General features: G+C 59.4%; 24 protein-coding genes. 19 read left to right on the top strand and 5 right to left on the bottom strand.

Features of this window, described 5'->3' with window-relative positions:
* Positions 1-188 precede the first annotated feature (188 nt).
* The 4 genes from secA to BZ163_RS20160 all read left to right on the top strand — a co-directional run bounded on the left by secA (position 189) and on the right by BZ163_RS20160 (position 5965).
* On the top strand, positions 189-2924 hold the full coding sequence (gene secA, locus BZ163_RS20175; RefSeq protein ID WP_128872302.1) for a preprotein translocase subunit SecA: 2736 nt from the start codon (positions 189-191) through the stop codon (positions 2922-2924).
* A gap of 124 nt (positions 2925-3048) precedes the next feature.
* Complete coding sequence (argJ, locus tag BZ163_RS20170; protein ID WP_128872301.1) at positions 3049-4266, top strand: bifunctional glutamate N-acetyltransferase/amino-acid acetyltransferase ArgJ; 1218 nt, start codon at positions 3049-3051, stop codon at positions 4264-4266.
* A gap of 125 nt (positions 4267-4391) precedes the next feature.
* On the top strand, positions 4392-5024 hold the full coding sequence (locus BZ163_RS20165; RefSeq protein ID WP_128872300.1) for a glutathione S-transferase family protein: 633 nt from the start codon (positions 4392-4394) through the stop codon (positions 5022-5024).
* A complete protein-coding gene (locus BZ163_RS20160) occupies positions 5021-5965 on the top strand; it encodes a Nudix family hydrolase (RefSeq protein ID WP_128872299.1) in 945 nt (314 codons plus the stop codon). Before BZ163_RS20165 ends, BZ163_RS20160 begins: the two co-directional genes overlap by 4 nt.
* Positions 5966-6075: 110 nt before the next feature.
* Here the strand turns inward: BZ163_RS20160 and BZ163_RS20155 are convergent, their stop codons facing one another.
* From BZ163_RS20155 to BZ163_RS20145, 3 genes are read right to left on the bottom strand one after another with little or no spacing between them, the layout of a single operon-like run.
* On the bottom strand, positions 6076-6657 hold the full coding sequence (locus BZ163_RS20155; protein ID WP_128872298.1) for a cob(I)yrinic acid a,c-diamide adenosyltransferase: 582 nt from the start codon (positions 6655-6657) through the stop codon (positions 6076-6078).
* Between the two features lie 2 nt (positions 6658-6659).
* A complete protein-coding gene (locus BZ163_RS20150; protein WP_128872297.1) occupies positions 6660-8696 on the bottom strand; it encodes a PAS domain-containing sensor histidine kinase in 2037 nt (678 codons plus the stop codon).
* Between the two features lie 45 nt (positions 8697-8741).
* Entirely contained in the window at positions 8742-9659 is a 918-nt protein-coding gene (locus BZ163_RS20145; RefSeq protein ID WP_128872296.1) for a putative 2-dehydropantoate 2-reductase, read from the bottom strand.
* Positions 9660-9800: 141 nt separating this feature from the next.
* Between BZ163_RS20145 and BZ163_RS20140 the strand changes: the two genes are divergently transcribed.
* Together BZ163_RS20140 and BZ163_RS20135 are read left to right on the top strand one after the other, a co-directional pair.
* Positions 9801-10286, top strand: coding sequence for a YajQ family cyclic di-GMP-binding protein (locus BZ163_RS20140; RefSeq protein ID WP_007906601.1), 486 nt, complete (start codon positions 9801-9803; stop codon positions 10284-10286).
* Positions 10287-10420: 134 nt separating this feature from the next.
* Positions 10421-11263, top strand: coding sequence for a mechanosensitive ion channel family protein (locus BZ163_RS20135; RefSeq protein ID WP_128872295.1), 843 nt, complete (start codon positions 10421-10423; stop codon positions 11261-11263).
* Positions 11264-11405: 142 nt separating this feature from the next.
* On the opposite strand, the gene BZ163_RS20130 is transcribed toward BZ163_RS20135, so the two are convergent.
* Complete coding sequence (locus BZ163_RS20130; RefSeq protein WP_128872294.1) at positions 11406-12734, bottom strand: OprD family porin; 1329 nt, start codon at positions 12732-12734, stop codon at positions 11406-11408.
* Between the two features lie 261 nt (positions 12735-12995).
* On the opposite strand from BZ163_RS20130, the gene BZ163_RS34910 reads away from it, so the two are divergent.
* From BZ163_RS34910 to BZ163_RS20120, 3 genes are all read left to right on the top strand, one after another.
* Complete coding sequence (locus BZ163_RS34910; RefSeq protein ID WP_168187387.1) at positions 12996-13163, top strand: hypothetical protein; 168 nt, start codon at positions 12996-12998, stop codon at positions 13161-13163.
* 474 nt (positions 13164-13637) lie between these two features.
* Entirely contained in the window at positions 13638-14066 is a 429-nt protein-coding gene (locus tag BZ163_RS20125; protein ID WP_128872323.1) for an HIT domain-containing protein, read from the top strand.
* 3 nt (positions 14067-14069) lie between these two features.
* Complete coding sequence (locus BZ163_RS20120; RefSeq protein ID WP_128872293.1) at positions 14070-14276, top strand: SlyX family protein; 207 nt, start codon at positions 14070-14072, stop codon at positions 14274-14276.
* A 75-nt stretch (positions 14277-14351) separates the two neighbouring features.
* Here BZ163_RS20120 and BZ163_RS36260 read toward each other — a convergent pair whose 3' ends face one another.
* Positions 14352-14954, bottom strand: coding sequence for a cold-shock protein (locus tag BZ163_RS36260; RefSeq protein ID WP_128872292.1), 603 nt, complete (start codon positions 14952-14954; stop codon positions 14352-14354).
* A 307-nt stretch (positions 14955-15261) separates the two neighbouring features.
* On the opposite strand from BZ163_RS36260, the gene BZ163_RS20110 reads away from it, so the two are divergent.
* The 10 genes from BZ163_RS20110 (at position 15262) to tolQ (ending at position 23183) form a co-directional block, all read left to right on the top strand.
* On the top strand, positions 15262-15732 hold the full coding sequence (locus BZ163_RS20110) for a Dps family protein (protein WP_128872291.1): 471 nt from the start codon (positions 15262-15264) through the stop codon (positions 15730-15732).
* Positions 15733-15967: 235 nt separating this feature from the next.
* Positions 15968-16306, top strand: a complete 339-nt coding sequence (locus BZ163_RS20105; protein ID WP_128872290.1) for a ribbon-helix-helix domain-containing protein — start codon at positions 15968-15970, stop codon at positions 16304-16306.
* A 135-nt stretch (positions 16307-16441) separates the two neighbouring features.
* On the top strand, positions 16442-16663 hold the full coding sequence (locus BZ163_RS20100) for an FmdB family zinc ribbon protein (protein WP_003209804.1): 222 nt from the start codon (positions 16442-16444) through the stop codon (positions 16661-16663).
* Between the two features lie 122 nt (positions 16664-16785).
* A complete protein-coding gene (gene aspS / locus BZ163_RS20095) occupies positions 16786-18561 on the top strand; it encodes an aspartate--tRNA ligase (protein WP_128872289.1) in 1776 nt (591 codons plus the stop codon).
* A gap of 123 nt (positions 18562-18684) precedes the next feature.
* Positions 18685-19431, top strand: a complete 747-nt coding sequence (locus tag BZ163_RS20090; protein ID WP_008072427.1) for a YebC/PmpR family DNA-binding transcriptional regulator — start codon at positions 18685-18687, stop codon at positions 19429-19431.
* Positions 19432-19586: 155 nt separating this feature from the next.
* Entirely contained in the window at positions 19587-20111 is a 525-nt protein-coding gene (gene ruvC, locus BZ163_RS20085) for a crossover junction endodeoxyribonuclease RuvC (protein ID WP_128872288.1), read from the top strand.
* 115 nt (positions 20112-20226) lie between these two features.
* Positions 20227-20841: a Holliday junction branch migration protein RuvA gene (ruvA, locus tag BZ163_RS20080; RefSeq protein ID WP_064679388.1), complete on the top strand. Its 615-nt coding sequence runs from the start codon at positions 20227-20229 to the stop codon at positions 20839-20841.
* Positions 20842-21903, top strand: coding sequence for a Holliday junction branch migration DNA helicase RuvB (ruvB, locus tag BZ163_RS20075; protein WP_128872287.1), 1062 nt, complete (start codon positions 20842-20844; stop codon positions 21901-21903). It begins immediately after the preceding gene.
* 127 nt (positions 21904-22030) lie between these two features.
* Positions 22031-22498, top strand: coding sequence for a tol-pal system-associated acyl-CoA thioesterase (ybgC, locus tag BZ163_RS20070; protein WP_128872286.1), 468 nt, complete (start codon positions 22031-22033; stop codon positions 22496-22498).
* Positions 22488-23183, top strand: coding sequence for a protein TolQ (gene tolQ, locus BZ163_RS20065; protein ID WP_046049659.1), 696 nt, complete (start codon positions 22488-22490; stop codon positions 23181-23183). The genes ybgC and tolQ overlap by 11 nt, the downstream gene beginning before the upstream one ends.
* Positions 23184-23188 lie beyond the last annotated feature (5 nt).

The raw sequence follows: 23188 nt of genomic DNA, 5'->3' as shown, positions 1-23188 counted from the left end.
TTGAAGTTCAGCAAAAAGCCCTTATTTTAAGTAAGCCCCGTCACAGCGCTGTGCCAGCATCGTGGAATAACGCCACTTTCCTCACCACCGTTTCCGGGTAGAATGCTCGTTCGCATGCGGCCATGAGGGCTGCTCGGGCGACTCACGGGGCCGCCCTCCATCCCTTTAGTGTGGAAGATCCTGCCGATATGTTTGCGCCTTTGTTAAAGAAACTTTTTGGAAGCAAGAACGAGCGTGAAGTCAAACGCATGCTCAAGACGGTGCAACTCGTCAATGCCTTCGAAGAGCAAATGGTGGCCCTTTCGGACGATCAATTGCGTGCCAAGACAGCCGAGTTCAAGGCCCGCATCGCCAAAGGGGAAACCCTCGACAAGCTGCTGCCCGAAGCCTTTGCGGTCGCCCGCGAAGCCGGCAAGCGCGTCATGGGTATGCGCCACTTCGATGTCCAGTTGATCGGCGGCATGACCTTGCACGAAGGCATGATCGCGGAAATGCGCACCGGTGAAGGCAAGACCCTGGTGGCAACCCTGGGCGTTTACCTCAACGCACTGTCCGGCAAGGGCGTGCACGTTGTGACGGTGAACGACTACCTGGCCCGCCGTGACGCCAACTGGATGCGTCCGCTCTACGAGTTCCTCGGCATGACGGTCGGTGTGGTGACACCTTTCCAGCCGCCGGAAGAGAAGCGCGCCGCTTATGCTGCCGACATCACCTACGGCACCAACAACGAATACGGTTTCGACTACCTGCGCGACAACATGGCGTTCAGCATGGAAGAAAAATTCCAGCGCGAACTCAATTTTGCCGTGATCGACGAAGTCGACTCCATCCTCATCGACGAAGCCCGTACCCCGCTGATCATTTCCGGTCAGGCCGAGGACAGCTCCAAGCTGTACATCGAGATCAACAAACTGATCCCGCAGCTCGAGTTGCACGTCGAAGAAGTCGAAGGCGAAGTCACCAAGGCTGGGCACTACACCGTCGACGAAAAGACCCGTCAGGTCGAACTCAACGAAGCCGGTCACCAGTTCATCGAAGACATGCTGACCCGCGTCGGCCTGCTGGCGGAAGGCGAGAGCCTGTACTCGGCACACAACCTGGGCCTGCTGACTCACGTTTATGCCGGTCTGCGTGCGCACAAGCTGTTCCATCGCAACATCGAATACATCGTGCAGGACGGTCAGGTTGTCCTGGTCGACGAACACACCGGTCGTACCATGCCGGGTCGCCGTCTGTCCGAAGGCCTGCACCAGGCCATCGAAGCCAAGGAAAACCTGAACATCCAGGCCGAAAGCCAGACCCTGGCATCGACCACGTTCCAGAACTACTTCCGTCTGTACAACAAACTGTCCGGCATGACCGGTACCGCTGACACCGAGGCGTTCGAATTCCACCAGATCTACGGTCTGTCGGTGATGGTGATCCCGCCGAACAAGCCGCTGGCGCGTAAAGACTACAACGACCTGGTGTTCCTGACCGCCGAAGAGAAATACGCGGCGATCATCAACGACATCAAGGAATGCATGACCCAGGGCCGTCCGGTGCTGGTGGGTACTGCAACCATCGAAACGTCCGAGCACATGTCCACGCTGCTCGACAAGGAAGGCATCGAACACAAGGTCCTGAACGCCAAGTTCCACGAAAAGGAAGCCGAGATCATCGCCCAGGCCGGTCGCCCCGGCGCACTGACCATCGCCACCAACATGGCCGGTCGTGGTACCGACATCCTGTTGGGCGGCAACTGGGAAGTGGAAGTCGCGTCCCTGGAAAATCCAACGCCGGAGCAGATCGCCCAGATCAAGGCCGACTGGCAAAAACGTCACCAGCAAGTGCTGGAGTCGGGCGGCTTGCAGGTGATCGCTTCCGAGCGTCACGAATCGCGCCGCATCGACAACCAGCTGCGCGGTCGTGCCGGTCGTCAGGGTGACGCCGGTTCCAGCCGTTTCTACCTGTCGCTGGAAGACAGCCTGATGCGTATCTTCGCCTCGGACCGGGTGAAGAACTTCATGAAGGCCCTGGGCATGCAGTCCGGTGAAGCGATCGAGCACCGCATGGTGACCAACGCCATCGAGAAGGCCCAGCGCAAGGTTGAAGGCCGTAACTTCGACATTCGTAAACAACTGCTCGAGTTCGACGACGTCAACAACGAACAACGTAAAGTGATCTATCACATGCGTAATACGTTGCTGGCCGCGGACAACATCGGCGAAACCATCGCCGACTTCCGTCAGGACGTGCTCAACGCGACGGTCAGTGCGCACATTCCACCGCAATCGCTGCCTGAGCAGTGGGACGTGGCCGGTCTGGAAGCGGCACTGCAAAACGACTTCGGCGTGGCGTTGCCGATCCAGCAATGGCTCGACGAAGATGATCACCTCTACGAAGAAACCCTGCGCGAGAAGCTGCTGAGCGAACTGATCGCCGCTTATAACGAGAAAGAAGACCAGGCCGGTGCCGAAGCACTGCGCACCTTCGAGAAGCAGATCGTGCTGCGTGTGCTCGACGACCTGTGGAAAGACCACCTGTCGACCATGGATCACCTGCGTCATGGCATCCACTTGCGTGGTTACGCCCAGAAGAACCCGAAGCAGGAATACAAGCGCGAGTCGTTCACGCTGTTCTCCGAGCTGCTGGATTCGATCAAGCGCGATTCGATTCGGGTGCTGTCCCACGTTCAGGTTCGCCGCGAAGACCCGATCGAAGAAGAGCAGCGCCTGCGTCAGGAAGCCGAAGCATTGGCGGCGCGCATGCAGTTCCAGCACGATGAAGCACCGGGTCTTGAGCAGCCGCAACTGCTCGGTGAAGAGGTCGACGTCGCCCTCGCCACCGCGCCGGTACGCAACGAACAGAAGCTGGGCCGCAACGAACTGTGCTATTGCGGTTCGGGCAAGAAATTCAAGCATTGCCACGGGCAGATCCAGTAAACCCCGTTACATACGCTGAAATACCTGCGCCGCGACCGGCTCCAGCCGTCGCGGCGTTTTACCATTTAATACCACCGTTCATTACATGGCGGTGCAGACAACCTCTTATTTAAGGAGCGCATTCATGGCTGTTGGTCTTGGTCCTTTGCCAACGTTGCACCCGGTCGCCGGTTTTGAACTCGGTATCGCCTCGGCCGGCATCAAGCGCCCGGGGCGCAAGGATGTCGTGGTCATGCGCTGTGCCGAAGGCTCCACCGTGGCGGGCGTATTCACCCTGAACGCGTTTTGCGCAGCGCCTGTGATCCTGGCCAAGCAACGCGTGCAAGGCCCGGTGCGTTACCTGCTGACCAACACCGGCAATGCCAACGCCGGCACCGGTGAACCCGGCCTGGCCGCCGCCGAGCGCACCTGCGCCAGACTGGCGGAGCTGACCGGCGTCGATGCGGGCCAGGTGCTGCCGTACTCCACCGGCGTGATCGGCGAACCGCTGCCGGTCGAGAAGATCGAAGGCGCGCTGCAAGCCGCACTCGATGACCTGTCGGTGAATAACTGGGAAGCTGCCGCCACTGGCATCATGACCACCGATACCCTGCCCAAGGGCGCCAGTCGCCAGTTCGAGCATGACGGCGTGACCATCACCGTCACGGGTATCAGCAAAGGCGCGGGCATGATCCGTCCAAATATGGCGACCATGCTCGGCTACATCGCCACCGACGCCAAAGTCGCACGCGAGGTGTTGCAAAACCTGCTGCTGGACGGCGCCAACAAGTCGTTCAATCGCATTACCATTGATGGCGACACCTCGACCAACGACTGCTGCATGCTCATTGCCACCGGTCAGGCTGCGCTGCCGGAAATCACTGAAGCCAGCGGTGAATTGTTTGCCAAGCTGAAACAGGCCGTGTTCGAAGTGTGCATGGACGTGGCTCAGGCCATCGTTCGCGACGGCGAAGGTGCGACCAAATTCGTCACCGTCGAAGTCAACGGTGGTGGCAATCATCAGGAATGCCTGGACGTCGGCTACACCGTGGCCCATTCGCCGTTGATCAAGACCGCGCTGTTCGCCTCCGACCCGAACTGGGGGCGTATCCTGGCCGCTGTCGGCCGTGCTGGCGTACCGGACCTGGACGTGAGCAAGATCGACGTGTTCCTCGGCGAAGTGTGCATCGCCAGCCGTGGCGCCCGTGCCTCGACCTACACCGAAGCCCAGGGCGCGGCGGTGATGCAGCAGGCAGAAATCACCATCCGGATCGAACTGGGTCGCGGCGATTGCAGCGAAACCATCTGGACTACTGACTTGTCCCACGAGTACGTGAAGATCAACGCTGAATATCGCACCTGAATCATCTGTAGGAGCCGGCTTGCCGGCGAAGGCGTCTTCAGCCGCGATTGAAGTGTCGAGGCCGCTACCGCTATTGCTGGCAAGCCAGCTCCTACAGGAGTTTTTCCTGCTCGAGGACGCTGAACATGAGTTATCACCTGATCATCGGCGACAAACTGTATTCCTCCTGGTCCCTGCGCGGCGCCCTGGCTCTTGACCTGACCGGCGCCCCCTACACCGAAGAACTGATCAAGCTCAACCAGCCGGACACCCGTGAGCGCCTGCTCAAGCATTCGCCCACCGCCAAAGTCCCGCTGCTGAAAACCGCACACGGCACCCTCGCCGATTCCCTGGCGATTGCCGAATACCTGGCCGAACAGTTCCCCGACGCCGGCCTCTGGCCCAAGGACGTCGCCGCCCGTGCCCAGGCCCGTTCGGCATGCGCGCAGATGCACAGCGGTTTCTTCGCGATGCGTAATCACATGCCATTCGACCTGAGCCACGACGCACCGCTGTCGCCGACACCGGATGACGTCCAGGCAGACATCGCGCGCATGTTGGCGTTGTGGGCCGAGTGCCGCGCGGTCGCGACCGGCACCGGTCCGTTCCTGTTTGGTGGCGCCACCCTGGCCGATGCCTTCTTTGCGCCGATCGCCGTGCGCCTGCGCACCTATCAGGTCAAGCTGCCCCCAGCGGACGAAACCTACATCAATACGATCTACCAATGGCCAGCCTTCAAGGCTTGGCAGAAGGCAGGTCTGGAGGAGGTCGGGCAGTGAAACGAGTCCATGTAGCCGCCGCCGTCATCCGCGATGGCAGCGGCAAGATCCTCATCGCCCGCCGGGCCGATACCCAGCATCAGGGTGGGCTGTGGGAGTTTCCGGGTGGCAAGGTCGAGGACGACGAATCCGTCGAAATCGCCCTGGCCCGCGAGCTCAACGAAGAACTGGGCATTGTGGTCAATGCGGCGCGGCCGTTGATCAAGGTCCGGCACGATTACCCCGACAAGCAGGTGTTGCTGGATGTCTGGGAAGTCTCGGACTTTTCCGGCGAGCCTCACGGGGCCGAGGGGCAGCCTCTGGAGTGGGTGGCGCACCGTGACCTGCTGAACTACGAGTTCCCGGCGGCCAACCAGCCGATCGTTGCGGCGGCACGACTGCCGGCGCAGTACCTGATCACCCCTGAAGACCTGGACACCCCGGTCTTGCTGCGCGGTATCCAGAAAGCCATTGCCGGTGGCATCAGGCTGATCCAGTTGCGGGCACCCAACGGTTACGACCCGAAGTACCGCGATCTGGCGGTGGACGCAGCGGGGCTGTGTGCCGGCAAGGCGCAGTTGATGATCAAGGGCCCATTCGAATGGCTGGGCGATTTTCCGTCTGCCGGCTGGCACATCACCTCAAAGCAACTGCGCAAGTACGCGGCGGCGGGCCGCCCGCTACCGGCGTCGCGCTGGTTGGCGGCATCTTGTCATGACGCTGAAGAACTGGCACTGGCCGAACAGATGGGTGTGGACTTTGTGACCCTGTCGCCCGTGCAGCCGACCCTGACTCATCCCGACGCTCAGCCGTTGGGTTGGGAGCAGGCTTCGGCGTTGATCGAGGGTTTCAGCAAGCCGGTGTTTTTGCTCGGTGGCGTTGGCCCGGCGGAGCAGCAAAAGGCCTGGGAAGCCGGGGCGCAGGGTGTGGCGGGGATTCGGGCGTTCTGGCCAGAAGCTTGATTCTGCGGTGAGCCGGCTGGCCTCTTCGCGAGCAAGCCCGCTCCCACAGGGAATGAACGCGGTCGACTGTGGGAGCGGGCTTGCTCGCGAAGGCGCCTGAAGGGCGCCGATTAATCTTGAGGCTTCACCGCCGGCTGCCACAAAATCTCCGCAACCCCCTGCCGCTTCGCAATCAACCTCGCCACCACAAACAACAAATCCGACAACCGATTGATATAGGCCAACCCAACGCCAGCCAACGGCTCGAGCGCATTCAACTGCTGGCACCGCCGCTCGGCCGTGCGCGCCAGGCTGCGGCAGACATGCGCCTGGGCAATCAACGCCGAACCACCCGGCAAGATGAAGTTCTCCAGCGGCCCGAGCTCTTCATTCCACAGATCGATCGCCGTTTCCAACCGTTCAATTTCTGCCAGGTCCAATGCCTGATACACCGGCATCGCCAGTTCGCCACCCAAGTCGAACAACCGATGCTGACAAGGCGCCAACACCTCAATGATCTCGCTCAGTCCCGGATACGTGACACGTTCAACCGCCAAGTCGGCCAACAGCACGCCCACCTGACTGTTCAGGGTGTCGACCTCGCCAATCGCCTCGATCCGCGGATGATCCTTGGGCACGCGGCGGCCGTCGCCCAGCCCGGTTTCGCCTTTGTCGCCGGTGCGGGTGTAAATTTTCGACAAGCGAAAGCCCATGGTTACCTCGATAGCTGATTGAGTTCTTGAGAGACGAGCGGGGTGCCCGCCAAGGGTAGGCGCAAGGTAAAGCAAGTGCCTTGCCCGAGGGTCGATTGCACTTCCATCTGGCCCTTGTGGTTGTTGGTGATGATGAAATACGAAACCGACAGGCCAAGGCCGGTGCCCTGGCCGATTTCCTTGGTGGTGAAGAACGGCTCGAATGTACGCTTGCGCACGCTTTCGCTCATGCCGATGCCGTTGTCTTCGACCTGGATTTCCGCCCAGGGAGGATTCAGCCGGGTGCGCAGAATGATCCGCCCCGGTTCGCGATCGTCTTCGCGTTGGTGAATCGCTTGGGCGGCGTTTTTCAACAGGTTGAGCAGCACTTGCTCCAGTTCGTTGGCGGTGCCGGGTACCGGGCCGAGTTGCGGATCGAACTGGCGGATGATCGCCTGGCCCTTGAAATCGAACCCGATCGCCAGGTCGAAGTCGTTTCCGGCAATTTCCACCGCTTGATCGATCAACGCCGGCAGATCACACGGTGCCATCTGCCGGGTGCTGCGGCGGCTGAAGCTGAGCATGTGGGTGACGATCTTCGCCGCCCGGGCGCCCGCCTGTTGAATGCCATCGAGCAACTGCGGCACTTCCCGCGCCTGCAGGTATTGGTTGACCGTCTCCAGTTGAACGCCGATTTGCTCGGCCTGTTCAAGGTTTTTGGGCAGGTCGGGGGACAGGCGCCGACGAATGTTTTGCACGTTGTGCAGGATCGCCCCCAACGGGTTGTTGATCTCATGGGCCATGCCGGCGGCGAGACCGCCAACCGAGAGCATTTTTTCCGACTGCACCATCATTTCTTCCAGGGACAGGCGCTGGGTGATGTCGTCGATCCGGATCACCACACCACGCCCGGCGCCGCCCATCAGCGGATAGAACGTCAGGGCGTAGTGCCTGGGTTCTTCGTCCTTGAACCAGGTCACGCGCTCGATCTTGGCCACCGTATGCTGTTCGACGGTTTGCTTGAGCTGCGGCAGAAACGGCTTGAGCGGTTCGAACGCGAGGAAAATCGGCTGGTTCAATGCCTCGTCCAGGCGCGTGCCGGACAGGGCGCTGGCCTCCTGATTCCACTGGGTGACATAGAGTTGTTCATCGAGGGCAATCAATGCCGAGGGCATGGAGTCGATAATGCTGTTGAGGTAGTTCTGGAACCCGGTGAGCTTCTTTTCGATCTTGCTGCGCACCTGGACTTCCAGTTCCAGCTTGCGATTGGTATGACGGGTTTCTTCGGCCAGGCCCTGGGCCTGGTCATAAGCGGCCTGGGAATCGTCCCGAGCGCGTTTGAGTTGCTGCTCCCTGGCCTCGATGCGCGAGAGCATGGTATTGAAGGCCTCGGCCAGGCTGCCGATTTCGTCATGGTTGCCGCGGGAGGCGCGCAGGGCGTAGTTCTCCTCCCGGGTCACTTGCCGGGACAACTCTTCGAGCTGATGGATCGGCCGGGTGATCAGCCGTTTGATCTGCCGGGCGATCATCAGCCACAACAGCACGCTGAAGATCAGAATCCCGAGGCTGGCGGTCAGGGTGCCGGTGTAGAACGCCATCGGCAATTCGCTGCTGGCCACCAGCAGCAGGTGCCCCGGCGCAGTGCCCGGGCGGGGCAGGGTGATCACTTGATTGCTGCGAAACTCGGTGGCCTGCCAGGATTCGATGTGCCGGTAGCGCTCCGGCAGCTTCAGCTTTTCGCCATGCTGCAACTGCGCCAGGCGTTCGCCCTTGCCGTCATAAAGGGCCGCTGCGCGCAGGGGGGAATAGCTGTTGAGCTCGTTGAGCAAGCGTTCGGCGCTTTGCGGCGACTTCAGGGCGTCGGACACCAGGCTCGGGTTGGACACCAGGCGGCCGATGGTCTGCAAGGCCTGGGGTGCCATGCTTTCCTGAGAAATGTAGTACGCGGCGCTGATGAATGTCAGGTTGGCGACCAGCAGGACGGTGGTCAACAGCACCAGCAAGGCGGCCAGCAGTTTCTGGCCGACTGGAAGGTTTTCGAGGCGCTGGCGCAGTGGCATCAGGTTCATCGCTGAAAAGGAACAAGTGGCCAGCGTAGCCGCTGCTCAGTCGCTGGGCAATCCAAGGCTATGCAGATGGGTCCGCAACCGTTGCTGAAGTTGATTGAGGTGCGGCAGGTTCAACTGATGACGGGAGGCCACTTTGCAGGCATGCCCCAACAGGTAGCTGATTTCGGTCCGGCGCCGGTGGCTGACGTCCTGGTACATCGACGAATAGTTGGCGGCGGTGGCGTGGATCACCCGTTCGACTTCCGATTGCAGGTCCTCGGCGGCTGCCGGTTGGCCGCAACGCTCGAGCAGTTCCGTCAGTTCGCCGCAGAGGGTGGCGACTTCGCAATGATGGTCCTGCAGGCCGCCGTTGCGACAATCGTGCAGCACGGTCAACGGATTGATCGCACAATTGAGCGCCAGCTTTCGCCACAGCCGGGTCAGGATGTCGGTGCTCCATTCGTGGGGAATGCCTGCGGCGTCCAGGTCATCCAGCCAGATCGGCGCCACCGGATGACCGGCGTCCCCCAGCCAGGTGTAACCATGCCCGGCGAATACCACGCGCCAGTCGCCATCGCGAAAGGCCCCTTCGGTGCTTGAAGCGCTGATGCAGCGCGCCTGCGGCACTTGGGCTGCGACGGCATCCTGACTGCCAAGACCGTTCTGCAACAGAATCAGCTCGGCGCCGGGGGCCAGGCGCGGTGCCACCCGGGCCACGGCTTGCTCGGCGTCGTAGGCTTTGCAGGCCACCAGCAGTCGATTGATCGGCTCGGCGCTGTCGGGCGTCTCGGCGGGGACGGGGTAGCATTGCGCTGCACCGTGTTCGACCAGCGTCAACCCGCCCGCCGAGGCGTACGCCTGCAGGCGCGCGGCGTCGCGCACAATCAGCCGGACCGGCACCTCGGCTCGCGCCAGTCGTGTCGCCCATAAGGTGCCAAGGCTGCCGGCGCCCAGAACATGCCAGGTGGTGGACATCAGCTTTTTGCTCTGTTTAAGGCGCGCATGGGAGGCTCGCAGTGAATGATGGGAAAGACCCGTTATAATCAGCGCGGATTTTAACCGCAAGCCAGGCGTGCTCCATCGTGATCGAGCACGCCCTTTTATTGGAGAGATTACATGCCGTCGTTCGACGTGGTATCCGAACTGGACAAACACGAAGTCACCAACGCGGTCGAGAACGCCGTCAAGGAACTCGATCGCCGTTATGACCTGAAAGGCAAGGGCACCTTCGAGTTCAAGGAAAAGGACCTGACCGTCAACCTGACCGCCGAGGCCGATTTCCAGCTTGAAGCGATGATTGAGATCCTCAAGCTGGCCCTGGTCAAGCGCAAAATCGATGTGCAGTGCCTTGAAGTCAAGGATGCCTATGCCTCTGGCAAGCTGATGAAGCAGGAAGCGGTCCTCAAGGAGGGCATCGACAAGGAGCTGGCGAAGAAGATCGTTGCCCACGTCAAGGACGCCAAGCTCAAGGTCCAGGCTGCGATCCAGGGTGAGCAGGTGCGCATCACCGGCAAGAAGCGTGACGACCTGCAAGAAGCCATTGCCGCCCTGCGCGCCAAGACCTTCGACATGCCGCTGCAGTTCAACAACTTCCGCGACTGACCGTTCAGGCGGGAACCTCTCGGCGTTTTCGGCGTCCGAGGCCCGATGGCAGAAACGATCGAGCCCGCCAGGGGCGGGTCTTTTCTGCCGCTCATTTTTCGCGTGCCGGGTAGCCGGGAATCAGGAGAAAGAAGATGGATTTGAATGCTGAAGTGGACAATCTGGTCAAGGCATCCCAAGCCTGGATTCCGATGATCATGGAATACGGCAGTCGTGTACTGCTGGCGATCATCACCCTGGGCATCGGCTGGTGGCTGATCAACAAAGTGACGCAAAAGCTCGGCGGGCTGCTGGCGCTGCGTAACGCCGACCTGGCGCTGCAAGGCTTCATCAGCAGCCTGGCGAACATTATCCTCAAGGTGCTGCTGATCGTCAGCGTGGCCTCGATGATCGGCGTGGAAACCACTTCGTTCGTTGCCGCCATCGGTGCCGCCGGTCTGGCCATTGGCCTGGCCTTGCAGGGCAGCCTGGCGAACTTCGCTGGCGGCGTGCTGATTCTGTTGTTCCGCCCGTTCCGCATCGGCGACTGGATTGAAGCCCAGGGTGTGGCCGGTACCGTCGACAGCATCCAGATTTTCCATACCGTGCTGCGCACCGGCGATAACAAGACCATCATCGTTCCTAACGGCAATCTGTCGAACGGCATCATCACCAACACTAACCGTCAGCCGACCCGCAAGGTTGTGTTTGATGTAGGCGTGGATTACGAAGCGGACTTGCAGAAGGCCCGTGAAGTATTGCTGGAACTGGCGAAGGACCCGCGAGTATTGGCCGAACCTGCTCCGGAAGCGGTGATTTCCACCTTGGGCGACAGTTCGATCACTGTTTCCCTGCGTGTCTGGGTGAAAACGGCCGATTATTGGAGTGTGATGTTCATGTTCAACGAACAATCGCGCGATCGGCTGAAAAACGCCGGGATCGATATTCCGTTTCCGCAGCGGGTTATTCGAGTCGTTCAGGACTCCGCACCGGCGTAATGAACCGTTCAGTTCATGTTTGGCCTGTCGGCCAGGGATGTTCACTAGAGCCCGATTCGTTAAGCACAATGCAGTAGCCAATAAAAAAGGCCCATCCGAAGATGGGCCTTTTTTTTTATTGCCGCAAACTAACTGCTTTCGATTACAAGATCGACAGCGGGTAGTCGACGATCAGGCGGAACTCGTCGATGCTGCCTTCGCCTTGGTCGGCGTTGGCGCGGTGCCATGCTTGACGAATGCGGAAGGACAGGTCTTTGGCCGGGCCAGTCTGCACTACGTATTTGGCTTCAACGTTGGTTTCGTGGTGTTTGCCATCTTCGCCATACAGACCCGCGTAGGCGCTGTTGGTCGGAGTGTTGGAACCGTCGATATCCCAGCCTTTCACATAACGGGTCATGAAGCTCAGGCCCGGAACGCCGTACTCGGCCATTTTCAGGTCATAACGAACTTGTGCAGATTTTTCGTTCGGACCGTTGAAGTCGGAGTACTGGATGGAGTTGGCGAGGAAGATCGAGTCGCCGCCGCGGTTGTTCTTGCCCACGCCGATGTAGTCGAACGGCGTGTCGCCGTTGACTTTCTGGAAGCCGACGGTGAGGGTGTGCGCTTTCAGGAAGGAGAAAGCAGCTGCCAGGGAGAACGTGGTGTTGCTGATGTCGCCTGCTTCAGCGTCACCCGAATCGTCGGTGCGGTAGATGTTACCGTCCAGGTTAACCGACTGATCGCCACCCATTGGGATGGTGTAGTTCAGGTTGGCGTAGTACTGATCCCAGATGTCTTCCAGCTTGGCGCCGTAGAGCGATGCGCTCAGGTTTTCAGTGATGCCGTACTTGCCACCGAAATAATCGATAGTGTTGGCTTCAACGCCGGCGTAGTTGGCGTACAGGCCACCTTGGCTAGAGTTTTTGTCCTGGCTGCTCGCCGAGTAGAAGTGGCCGGCTTCGAGGTCAAGGTCTTTGACTTCGCTGCTCTGCAGTTGGAAACCGGTAGCAGTTTGCGGAAGGATACGGGAGCCGCCAACAGCGAACACTGGTGCGGTGCTTGGCTGCATCTCACCGAATTTCAGTTCGGTTTTGGAAATGCGAGCCTTGACTGCGCCACCGGCCTTGCCCTGGCTGTCATTGTTTTCGCCTGCAGCGTTAGTGCTCAGGTTGCCCGAACCCGAGTACTTGTCGGAGCCGTCCAGTTTGATCGCCAGGTAACCGAAGGCGTCAACCCCAAAACCTACGGTGCCTTGGGTGTAACCGGAGCTGAATACACCGTGGAAACCCTGGGTCCAGTCTTTATCGTCGACTGCGCCATCTTTCTTGTTACGGTTGAAATAGTAGTTGCGAAGCAGCAAGTCGAATTTTGCGTCTTCAACAAAACCTTTGGCTTCGGCCTGGTCGCCTACGAAAGGTGCGGCCGTTGCCAATTGAGTACCGGCTGCTGCTGCAACTGCCAGTGCGATCATGCTCCACTTCATCACGCGCATCGTGATTTGCTCCTTTGGTTTTTAGAAGAGTACTGCCGTCCCACCTGTTTTATTATCTGGGCGGCTCTTTCTTTTTGTGTCGGCGCAAACTTATATCACGCCGACCATGTTGGCGATACTTGCGTACCTCACCTTTCAGCTTCTTTACGACCCTGTCGCAAATGGCTGGGTAGATGTCGCAAATTTACAGCCCCGACGCAAGTGGATTGACAACTTCAGCGTCGTTTTTCCGGGCTTGAGTATCGGTAAAAAGAGTCCCTGATGAAACGTTTGAATCTCCATTGGGCAACCCTGCCACTGTTTTTATGTGCCTCGAAGGCTTCCGCTTCCAGCGGACGCTTTAAAGGCGATGTGGGTGTGAATGCAACAAGCGTGCACAAATCAGAAATCTCTTGCGATATTTTTCTGAAGGCCTGCCTGTCGCGGTAAAAACCTCATGAAACCTAGGGTTCAAGCCTGTTTTGTCGGGCCTTGACGCCATGGATTGCATGGTGTTGCGTCACCTTGGCCGTCGGCGTGACCATCAAAAACGTTACCGGTTCACCCCGCCAGTGAGTAAACGGCGGATGCCCGTCGCATCCAGCGTAGACGCACTGTGCGGTTTTGGTGCAAAAAATCCTGATCGCTGTGCTGATTTCACACAGTGCCGCCCTCTGGAAAATTCGAACGCATCGTTGTTAATCAGTCATTTCGGCGTTTTTTCGTCTGCGCCGGTTCCGTGTTGGTGCGTCTCGATGAAAAATGTCCCAGCTTGGGTCGCTTGTTCATGCTTGGGCTCGCTTTGATGGGTTTCGGCGTGAAGCACGCGCCGATCGCGGGTATGCTGCCGTCCTGTCGCTTGGTGCGCCGCCCCACCGGACGGGCGCTAAGCTGAAAATGAATGACCAGGCGGGAGTGCGCGCGATGTTCGCTTTAGATCCACGACTTCAACAAGACACGCTACCGATCGGGGATTTCCCGCTTTGCCGGTTGCTGTTGTCCAACGACTCGAACTATCCCTGGTTCATCCTGGTGCCACGCCGCGAGGATATCAGCGAGATATTTCAGTTGGATGTCGCAGATCAACAGCAGCTGTGGCAGGAAACGACTGCGCTGGCGGAAACGCTCAAGGACTCGTTCGACGCGGACAAATTGAACGTCGCGGCCCTGGGTAACGTCGTCAGTCAGTTGCACATGCATGTGATTGTGCGCAAGCGCGAGGACGCGGCGTGGCCAGCCCCGGTCTGGGGCAAGCACCCGGCGTTGCCTTACAGTGCCGAACAGGTCGCGGCAATACGTGAGCGGCTGCGTCTGGTGTTAACCGATGATTTCACGTTTTTTCTGGAGGGCTGAATCATGAGCCTGGAAGCACGCGTTACCGATCTGGAGAGCCAGATGGCATTTCAGGATGACACCATCCAGGCATTGAATGATGTGCTGGCGGCACAGCAGCGGGCGGTTGAACGCCTGCAATTGCAAATGGCGGCCTTGCTCAAGCGCCAGGAGGAAATGGTCGGCCAGTTCGAATCCTTCGAAGAAGAGGCGCCCCCGCCGCACTATTGAACCCGCGGGGTTCAATTGACGCGCAATAAAAAACCGCGAACAGCCAGGCTGTTCGCGGTTTTTTTCAGCCTTGAATCAGCGACGCGGCAACGCGGCGATCACATCTTCGGCTTGCAGGCCCTTGTCACGGTTCATGACGGAGAACTCAACGCGCTGGCCTTCGACCAGGACACGATGGCCTTCGCCCCGAATGGCCCGGAAATGCACGAAAATATCATCGCCGGAGTCACGGGAAATAAAGCCGAAGCCTTTGGAGGTGTTGAACCACTTGACGGTGCCCGTATCGCGGTTGCTCATGTCATAACTTGGCGACGCGGCGGCCGGTGACGATTTGTAGAAGCTGATGGCCAGGTGCAGGAGAACGGCGACCAGGGCAGCAAGCAGGCTGAACAGAACGGCAGGTTGACCGGCGATGACAGGCATCTTCGCGATCAGCGTCAGGGTTTGCAAGACAACAGCCAGGACCAGCAGGGCGCTGACCAGGTTTTGCAATTGATGACGCGTACCTTTGTTCCAGTAGGGAATGACAGGTGCAAGGGTGAGGTTGAGCAGGCCGAAAAAGGCCAGGTACAGCGCATCGGGTTGTTGCAGGTAAGGAACAGCTTCAGGTTGCAGGCTAGGGATGAAGGACAGCAGCAAGGCTGCTGCGCCCATTAGCAGGTGGACGATTTTCAACATTTTGATTAACTCACGTTAAGACGGATCACAAGGAAGAGCTGACGGAGCACGGTTCGCTTCAGAACAATAAGAGGCGTTGGACACGTACCCGCTATCAGCCTATGCGCAGCACCCGGAAAAATAGAGGCCGACGACACACCGCCTATTTAACAGCAAAGCCGCAGGCTACTCAAATCAAGGAGTCCGGCGGTTCGCCGGGGACGGTTTGGCGCAGATCACCGGGGCATCCAGGCTGCGGTGTGGCGACAGGCTTGCTACAGTGGTCCTGCACCTGTCGGATGAATTTCATCACCTTTAGGGGAAACGCATGGCAATCGATATCGGAATCAGTGAAGAGGATCGCAAGTCCATCGTCGAGGGGCTTTCACGCCTGTTGTCGGACACTTATGTACTGTATTTGAAAACCCATAACTTCCATTGGAACGTCACCGGTCCCATGTTTCGGACCTTGCACTTGATGTTTGAGGAGCAATACAACGAGTTGGCCCTGGCCGTCGACTCGATTGCCGAGCGTATTCGCGCGCTCGGCTTTCCGGCGCCGGGTGCCTATTCCGTTTATGCGCGTCTTTCTTCTATCAAGGAAGAAGAGGGTGTGCCCAGTGCCGATGACATGATCAGGCAATTGGTCGAGGGGCAGGAAGCGGTCACGCGGACCGCGCGCGGGATCTTTCCGCTGCTCGATAAAGTCAGTGACGAGCCGACGGCCGACCTGCTGACCCAGCGTATGCAGGTCCACGAGAAAACCGCGTGGATGCTGCGATCACTGCTGGACCAGTAACAGACTCGAGCGCGGATGACACCCGGCCAGTGTCGTTCGCGCTTGAATGATTGGGCACCCGGTGGTGTGGGAAATCGTTCTGACGGGGACGGTCTCCATCATCTGTCTTCAGCTGTCGGCTTATCCTACGTTGATGGTCATAAAGTCATCTGGAGATAACTTTGCGCCTGCGCTTTTATAAGAATCGCAACAGGGTTCTTATACAAACCAGGTATGGCAAAGGAGTGTCACCGGTATGGTTAATGAAGGCAGGCAAAGCGAGGCAAGGGGGGGGTTACCCAAGGATATAAGGATCGATCCATTTGTCAGAGAATTCGATATGGGGCTGGCCGAGCCATTTTCCCGGTCCGTACGCTTGAATGGTTTTGCGACCTGTTTGCGGCTTGAACAGGTCTATTGGGATATTTTGGGCGAAATCGCCAAGGTCAATCGTTGCTCGGTCAGTACGCTGCTGTCTCATGTGGACCGTGAAGTGCATTTGCGGCACGGCGGGGTGAAGAATTTCAGCGCTCTGGTACGGGTTGTCTGTGTGGTGCACAGCCTGAAGGAAGGAAGTTGCCCGGCTACGGCCTAGCGGTGGCAGTGGAATGCTCGAGTGTCGATCTGTGCAGTCTTACGGCTGCACAGGCTGCATTTAATGGATATAATCCCGCTCTTTGCCGCAAAACCCAGCGTGAGCGGTAGCAATCTGATCGCCGAGACAACCCCCATGCCGATGTACGACTATCAATGTGCTTCCTGTGGTCATCAGTTGGAAGCCATTCAAAAGATCAGCGCAGCACCGCTGGTCGACTGCCCTGCCTGCCAGGCGCCAGAGCTTAAGAAGATGCTGTCCATGCCGGGATTCCGCCTCAGCGGCAACGGCTGGTACGAAACCGATTTCAAGACCGGTTCGAAGAAGAACCTGGCCGGCGGCGACAAGGCCGACTAGGGTCAGGAACCTGAGTTGAACGACACGTGCGAGCTCTTGCATCGTCTGGCGCCTTTCACAGGGGCAGGATACAGGCAAGGTCTCCAACCGAATTTCGAATTACGAGAAGTGAAACTACTACCATGATGCGCAGCCATTATTGCGGCCAACTGAACGAAAGCCTGGAAGGCCAGGAAATTACCCTTTGCGGATGGGTTCACCGTCGCCGTGACCACGGTGGGGTGATTTTCCTCGATATCCGTGATCGTGACGGTCTGGCCCAGGTGGTGTTCGACCCGGACCGCGCTGAAACCTTCGCCGCCGCCGATCGTGTGCGCAGCGAGTACGTGGTCAAGGTCACCGGTAAGGTCCGCCTGCGTCCGGCCGGTGCCGGCAACGCCAACATGGCGTCGGGCATGATCGAAGTGCTGGGCTACGAGCTGGAAGTGCTGAACGAAGCGGAAACCCCGCCGTTCCCGCTCAACGAATTCTCCGACGTCGGCGAAGAAACCCGCCTGCGTTATCGCTTCATCGACCTGCGTCGTCCGGAAATGCTCGAGAAGCTGCGCCTGCGTTCGCGCATGACCACCAGCATTCGTCGCTACCTGGACGAGAACGGCTTCCTCGACGTCGAGACGCCGATCCTGACTCGCGCCACCCCGGAAGGTGCTCGCGATTACCTGGTGCCGAGCCGTACTCACGCAGGTAGCTTCTTCGCCTTGCCGCAATCGCCGCAGCTGTTCAAGCAACTGCTGATGGTGGCCGGCTTCGATCGCTACTACCAGATCGCCAAGTGCTTCCGCGACGAAGACCTGCGTGCCGACCGGCAGCCTGAATTCACTCAGATCGACATCGAAACCAGCTTCCTCGATGAAAAAGACATCATCGGCCTTACCGAAGGCATGATCCGCAACCTGTTCAAGGAAGTGCTGGACGTGGAATTCGCCGAATTCCCGCACATGACCTGGGACGAGGCCATGCGCCGTTACGGTTCCGACAAGCCGGACCTGCGTAACCCGCTGGAACTGGTTGACGTTGCCGACCAGCTCAAGGACGTTGAATTCAAGGTCTTCAGTGGCCCGGCCAACGATCCGAAAAGCCGCGTTGCCGCTCTGCGCGTACCAGGCGGGGCGAGCATGCCGCGCAGCAAGATCGACGACTACACCAAGTTCGTCGGCATCTACGGTGCCAAGGGCCTGGCGTACATCAAGGTCAACGAGCGCGCCAAGGGTGTCGAGGGGCTGCAATCGCCTATCGTCAAGAATATCCCTGAAGCAGCCCTGAACACGATCCTTGATCGCGTTGGCGCGGTTGACGGCGACATCGTGTTCTTCGGCGCCGACAAAGCCAAGATCGTCAGCGAAGCCCTGGGCGCGCTGCGGATCAAGGTCGGTAACGATCTGAACCTGCTGACGTGCGAGTGGGCACCGATGTGGGTCGTCGACTTCCCGATGTTCGAAGAGAACGACGACGGCAGCTTCACCGCCTTGCACCACCCGTTCACTGCGCCGAAATGCAGCCCGGAAGAGCTGGAAGCCAACCCGGCAACCGCGCTGTCCCGTGCCTACGACATGGTGCTGAACGGCACCGAGCTGGGTGGCGGTTCGATCCGTATCCACCGCAAGGAAATGCAACAGTCGGTGTTCCGTCTGTTGGGTATCAGCGAAGCGGAACAGGAAGAGAAATTCGGCTTCCTGCTCGACGCCCTGAAATACGGCGCGCCGCCGCACGGTGGCCTGGCCTTCGGTCTGGACCGTCTGGTGATGCTGATGACTGGCGCCCAGTCGATCCGCGAAGTGATCGCCTTCCCGAAAACCCAGAGCGCGGCTTGCGTCATGACGCAGGCTCCGGGTCTGGTCGATGCCAAAGCATTGCGCGAACTGCACATTCGTCTGCGCGAAACGCCAAAAGCTGAGTAAGGCTGACCTTGCGGGCGCATCTTCGGATGCGCCCTTTCTTTATAGGCAGGTCGAGATTTTTATTTGCCGGCTGGCGCGTCATGGCGTGGCGGGCAATGTTTCAAAGAGAATTCGGAGCGAGATATGGCGGGTCATTCCAAGTGGGCGAACATCAAGCACCGCAAAGAACGTCAGGATGCCAAGAAGGGCAAGATTTTCACCAAGTGGATTCGTGAGCTGACGGTCGCTGCCCGTCAGGGTGGCGGCGATCCGGGTTCCAACCCGCGTTTGCGACTGGCGCTGGACAAGGCCCTTGGCGCGAATATGAGCCGGGACATCATCGACCGTGCGGTGGCCCGCGGTGCCGGTGCGGCCGATACCGACGACATGGTCGAACTGACCTACGAAGGCTACGGCCCAGGGGGTGTGGCGGTGATGGTCGAGTGCATGACCGACAACCGCAACCGTACCGCCGCGGCTGTGCGCCATGCGTTCAGCAAATGCGGGGGCAACCTCGGTACCGACGGTTCGGTGGCTTACCTGTTCGAGCGCAAGGGCCAGATCTCGTTCGCGCCAGGGGTCGATGAAGACGCGCTGATGGAAGCGGCCATGGAAGCCGACGCCGATGACGTGGTCACCCACGAAGACGGGTCCATCGACGTGTTCACTTCGTTTGCCGGTTTCTACTCGGTGCGTAACGCCCTGGAAGCCGCCGGTTTCAAAGGTGATGACGCGGAAATCGTGATGCTGCCGACCACCAGTGCCGAACTGGACCTGGAAGGCGCCGAGAAGGTGCTCAAGCTGATCGACATGCTCGAAGACCTGGATGATGTGCAGAACGTTTATTCCAACGCGGACATCCCGGAGTCAGTGGCCGCACAGCTCGGATAAGGGCAACTATTATTCAATGTGGGAGCGCTTGCTCGCGATGACGGATTTTCAGGCAACATTGTTGCTGAATGTGGAACCGTATTCGCGAGCAAGCCCGCTCCCACATTTGTTATTCGTGTATTGAATACCGTGTTTTTTCTGAACCCGCAGGCGTTATGACTTTAATTCTTGGTATCGACCCCGGTTCGCGCATCACCGGTTATGGCGTGGTATGTGATACCGGCCGTGGCTGCGTATACGTGGCATCGGGCTGCATCCGCACCGGTTCCGGCGAGTTGCACGAACGCCTGCAAATCGTCTATCGCAGCGTGCGTGAGGTCATCCAGACCTACGGGCCGGTGACCATGGGCATTGAAAAGGTGTTCATGGCGCGCAACGCCGACTCTGCGTTGAAGCTCGGCCAGGCCCGCGGCGCAGCGATCGTTGCCGGTGCCGAAGAAAACCTGGAAATCGCCGAATACACCGCCACCCAGGTCAAACAGGCCGTGACCGGCACCGGCGCGGCCAATAAAGAGCAGGTGCAGATGATGGTCATGCACATGTTGAAATTGACCAGCAAGCCGCAAATTGATGCCTCGGACGCCCTGGCCATTGCCATTTGCCATGCCCACACTCGTTCCAGCCTGTTGCCGCATGGCCTGGGCGCGGCACGCAGTCGTGGCGGGCGCCTGCGTCTCTGATAGCATCAACAATCATTTTTTATGGAGCGGGGGTTTTGCGCCTGGGTCGTCGGCGCAAAACCCTTGTTCCGTCAGTCGCCAGCACTGATCTGGCCAACGCTCAAGGATCTGAAACGTGATTGGACGCTTGCGCGGCACACTGGCTGAGAAACAGCCGCCGCACCTGATTCTGGATGTAAATGGTCTGGGGTATGAGCTGGAAGTGCCCATGACCACGCTGTATCGCTTGCCGTCGGTCGGTGAACCGCTGACCTTGCACACCCATTTAGTCGTACGCGAAGACGCGCAGTTACTCTATGGCTTCTTCGGCAAGCGTGAGCGAGACTTTTTTCGCGAGTTGATCCGTCTCAATGGTGTAGGGCCGAAACTGGCCCTGGCCTTGATGTCGAGTCTGGAAGTCGATGAGCTGGTGCGTTGCGTGCAGTCCCAGGACACCTCGGCCCTGACCAAGGTGCCGGGCGTGGGCAAGAAGACTGCCGAGCGTTTGCTGGTGGAACTCAAGGACCGCTTCAAGGCCTGGGAAACGGTACCGGCGATGTTCGCCCTGGTGCCAAACCAGCCGGGCGGGCCGGACGCGGCTCCGGTCGCCACCGCCGAAAATGACGCGGTCAGCGCGCTGATTTCCCTGGGCTACAAGCCGCAGGAAGCCAGCAAGGCGATTTCCGCGATCAAGGAGAAAGGTTTGAGCAGTGAAGACATGATTCGTCGCGCCCTGAAGGGAATGATTTAAGTGATTGAAGCTGACCGTCTGATCGCCGCCACGGGTGCCCCCCGTGACCGCGAGGAAGTCCAGGACCGGGCCATTCGTCCCGTCAGCCTGGCCGAATACATTGGCCAGCCGACCGTTCGCGAGCAAATGGAATTGTTCATCCAGGCGGCCCGTGGACGTAACGAGTCCCTGGACCACACATTGATCTTCGGCCCGCCGGGTCTGGGCAAGACCACCCTGGCCAACATCATCGCCCAGGAAATGGGGGTGTCGATCAAAAGCACGTCGGGCCCGGTCCTTGAGCGCCCGGGCGACCTGGCTGCGCTCCTGACCAACCTTGAGCCGCACGATGTGCTGTTCATCGACGAGATCCATCGACTCTCGCCGATCGTCGAAGAAGTGCTGTACCCGGCGATGGAGGATTTCCAGCTCGACATCATGATCGGCGAAGGGCCGGCTGCGCGCTCGATCAAGCTCGACCTGCCGCCATTCACCCTGGTCGGCGCGACCACGAGGGCCGGCATGCTGACCAATCCGTTGCGTGACCGTTTCGGCATCGTCCAGCGCCTTGAGTTCTACAGCACCGCCGACCTGGCAACGATTGTCGGCCGTTCGGCGAACATCCTCGGCTTGCCGCTGGACCCGGAAGGCGCCTTTGAAATCGCCCGTCGTGCCCGCGGCACCCCGCGGATCGCCAACCGCCTGTTGCGCCGGGTGCGGGACTATGCCGAGGTTCGCGCCAAGGGCCACATCACCAAGCCGATCGCCGACCTGGCCTTGAACCTGCTGGATGTCGATGAGCGTGGCTTCGATCACCAGGACCGACGTCTGTTGCTGACCATGATCGAGAAGTTCGACGGTGGCCCGGTCGGGGTCGATAGCCTGGCAGCCGCGATCAGCGAAGAGCGTCACACCATCGAAGACGTGCTGGAGCCGTACCTGATCCAGCAGGGCTACATCATGCGCACACCGCGGGGGCGGGTGGTGACGCGGCATGCGTATCTGCATTTCGGTTTAAACATTCCGTCACGATTGGGCGAGATGCCCGTGGTAGACGAGTTCCTCGATGCAGTGGACGATTAATTAACTTTTTCGCGTTGAATTTTCGGGCATTGTGCTGTCCTAGGACCGTACTTTCGCGAGAAAGCCGCAGAACAATGAAAAACAGTTGCCTGGCCGGATTGGCAACCTGAGGAGTAAGCACTAGAGTATGCGCGCGCAAAACGGGCTTGGGCCTTTCGCATTTCGTTGTCGCGTTTATTACGAGGACACCGATGCGGGCGGCATCGTGTATTACGTCAATTACCTCAAGTTTATGGAACGGGCTCGAACCGAGCGGCTCCGGGAGCTGGGCTTTGCCCAGTCGGCGCTGGCAGGTGAGGACCTGTTGTTTGTCGTGCATTCCAGCGAAGCGCGTTACCACGCGCCGGCGCGACTGGACGACGAACTGCTGGTAAGCGCCGAGGTAATCGAATTGAACCGTGCCAGTCTGCGTTTCAAGCAGCAGGTCAGGCGGGCTACGGATGATGTGCTGCTCTGTGAAGGGCAGTTTCTGGTGGCCTGTGTGCGCACTGACAGTTTAAAACCCCGGGCCATTCCCGAAGCTCTACGTACGGCCTTTGCCGACGTGAGCGGCGCGGGTACACACTCAAAGCAGGAGATAAAGCGTGGAAGCTAACGTCGTCGACCATTCCTCCATGTGGAGCCTGGTCAGCAATGCCAGTATCGTGGTGCAACTGGTAATGCTGATCCTGGTAGCCGCATCGGTGACCTCATGGATCATGATCTTTCAGCGCAGCAACTTGCTGCGCGCCGGTCGGCGTGCCCTGGAGAGCTTCGAGGAGCGTTTCTGGTCGGGCATCGATTTGTCCAAACTCTACCGCCAGGCCGGCAGCAACCCTGATCCGGATTCGGGTGTCGAGCAGATCTTCCGTGCCGGTTTCAAGGAATTCTCCCGTCTGCGCCAGCAGCCTGGCGTTGATCCGGAAGCGGTCATGGAAGGCGTGGCCCGTGCCATGCGCGTCGCCATTTCCCGTGAGGAAGAGAAGCTCGAGCAGAGCTTGCCGTTCCTCGCCACCGTCGGTTCCGTCAGCCCCTACATCGGTCTGTTCGGTACGGTCTGGGGCATCATGAACTCCTTCCGTGGCCTGGCCACTGCCCAGCAAGCGACCCTGGCCACTGTGGCCCCAGGCATCGCCGAAGCGCTGATTGCCACCGCGATCGGTCTGTTCGCCGCGATCCCGGCCGTTATCGCTTACAACCGTTTTGCTGCCCGCAGCGAAACCCTGCTGAGCCGTTACTACACCTTCGCCGATGAATTCCAGGCGATCCTGCACCGCAAAGTGCACACCAGCGAAGAATAAGCAGG

The sequence above is a fragment of the Pseudomonas sp. VI4.1 genome (assembly GCF_002029345.1).
GTDB lineage: Bacteria > Pseudomonadota > Gammaproteobacteria > Pseudomonadales > Pseudomonadaceae > Aquipseudomonas.
This window is presented reverse-complemented; position numbering and strand designations above follow the sequence as displayed.

Coding starts and splice junctions, on each gene's coding strand:
- secA (WP_128872302.1), top strand. CDS start 189: ATGTTTGCGCCTTTGTTAAAGAAACTTTTTGGAAGCAAGAACGAGCGT.
- argJ (WP_128872301.1), top strand. CDS start 3,049: ATGGCTGTTGGTCTTGGTCCTTTGCCAACGTTGCACCCGGTCGCCGGT.
- BZ163_RS20165 (WP_128872300.1), top strand. CDS start 4,392: ATGAGTTATCACCTGATCATCGGCGACAAACTGTATTCCTCCTGGTCC.
- BZ163_RS20155 (WP_128872298.1), bottom strand. CDS start 6,657: ATGGGCTTTCGCTTGTCGAAAATTTACACCCGCACCGGCGACAAAGGC.
- BZ163_RS20150 (WP_128872297.1), bottom strand. CDS start 8,696: ATGCCACTGCGCCAGCGCCTCGAAAACCTTCCAGTCGGCCAGAAACTG.
- BZ163_RS20145 (WP_128872296.1), bottom strand. CDS start 9,659: ATGTCCACCACCTGGCATGTTCTGGGCGCCGGCAGCCTTGGCACCTTA.
- BZ163_RS20140 (WP_007906601.1), top strand. CDS start 9,801: ATGCCGTCGTTCGACGTGGTATCCGAACTGGACAAACACGAAGTCACC.
- BZ163_RS20135 (WP_128872295.1), top strand. CDS start 10,421: ATGGATTTGAATGCTGAAGTGGACAATCTGGTCAAGGCATCCCAAGCC.
- BZ163_RS20130 (WP_128872294.1), bottom strand. CDS start 12,734: ATGCGCGTGATGAAGTGGAGCATGATCGCACTGGCAGTTGCAGCAGCA.
- BZ163_RS34910 (WP_168187387.1), top strand. CDS start 12,996: ATGAAACGTTTGAATCTCCATTGGGCAACCCTGCCACTGTTTTTATGT.
- BZ163_RS20125 (WP_128872323.1), top strand. CDS start 13,638: ATGTTCGCTTTAGATCCACGACTTCAACAAGACACGCTACCGATCGGG.
- BZ163_RS20120 (WP_128872293.1), top strand. CDS start 14,070: ATGAGCCTGGAAGCACGCGTTACCGATCTGGAGAGCCAGATGGCATTT.
- BZ163_RS36260 (WP_128872292.1), bottom strand. CDS start 14,954: ATGTTGAAAATCGTCCACCTGCTAATGGGCGCAGCAGCCTTGCTGCTG.
- BZ163_RS20110 (WP_128872291.1), top strand. CDS start 15,262: ATGGCAATCGATATCGGAATCAGTGAAGAGGATCGCAAGTCCATCGTC.
- BZ163_RS20105 (WP_128872290.1), top strand. CDS start 15,968: ATGGTTAATGAAGGCAGGCAAAGCGAGGCAAGGGGGGGGTTACCCAAG.
- BZ163_RS20100 (WP_003209804.1), top strand. CDS start 16,442: ATGCCGATGTACGACTATCAATGTGCTTCCTGTGGTCATCAGTTGGAA.
- aspS (WP_128872289.1), top strand. CDS start 16,786: ATGATGCGCAGCCATTATTGCGGCCAACTGAACGAAAGCCTGGAAGGC.
- BZ163_RS20090 (WP_008072427.1), top strand. CDS start 18,685: ATGGCGGGTCATTCCAAGTGGGCGAACATCAAGCACCGCAAAGAACGT.
- ruvC (WP_128872288.1), top strand. CDS start 19,587: ATGACTTTAATTCTTGGTATCGACCCCGGTTCGCGCATCACCGGTTAT.
- ybgC (WP_128872286.1), top strand. CDS start 22,031: ATGCGCGCGCAAAACGGGCTTGGGCCTTTCGCATTTCGTTGTCGCGTT.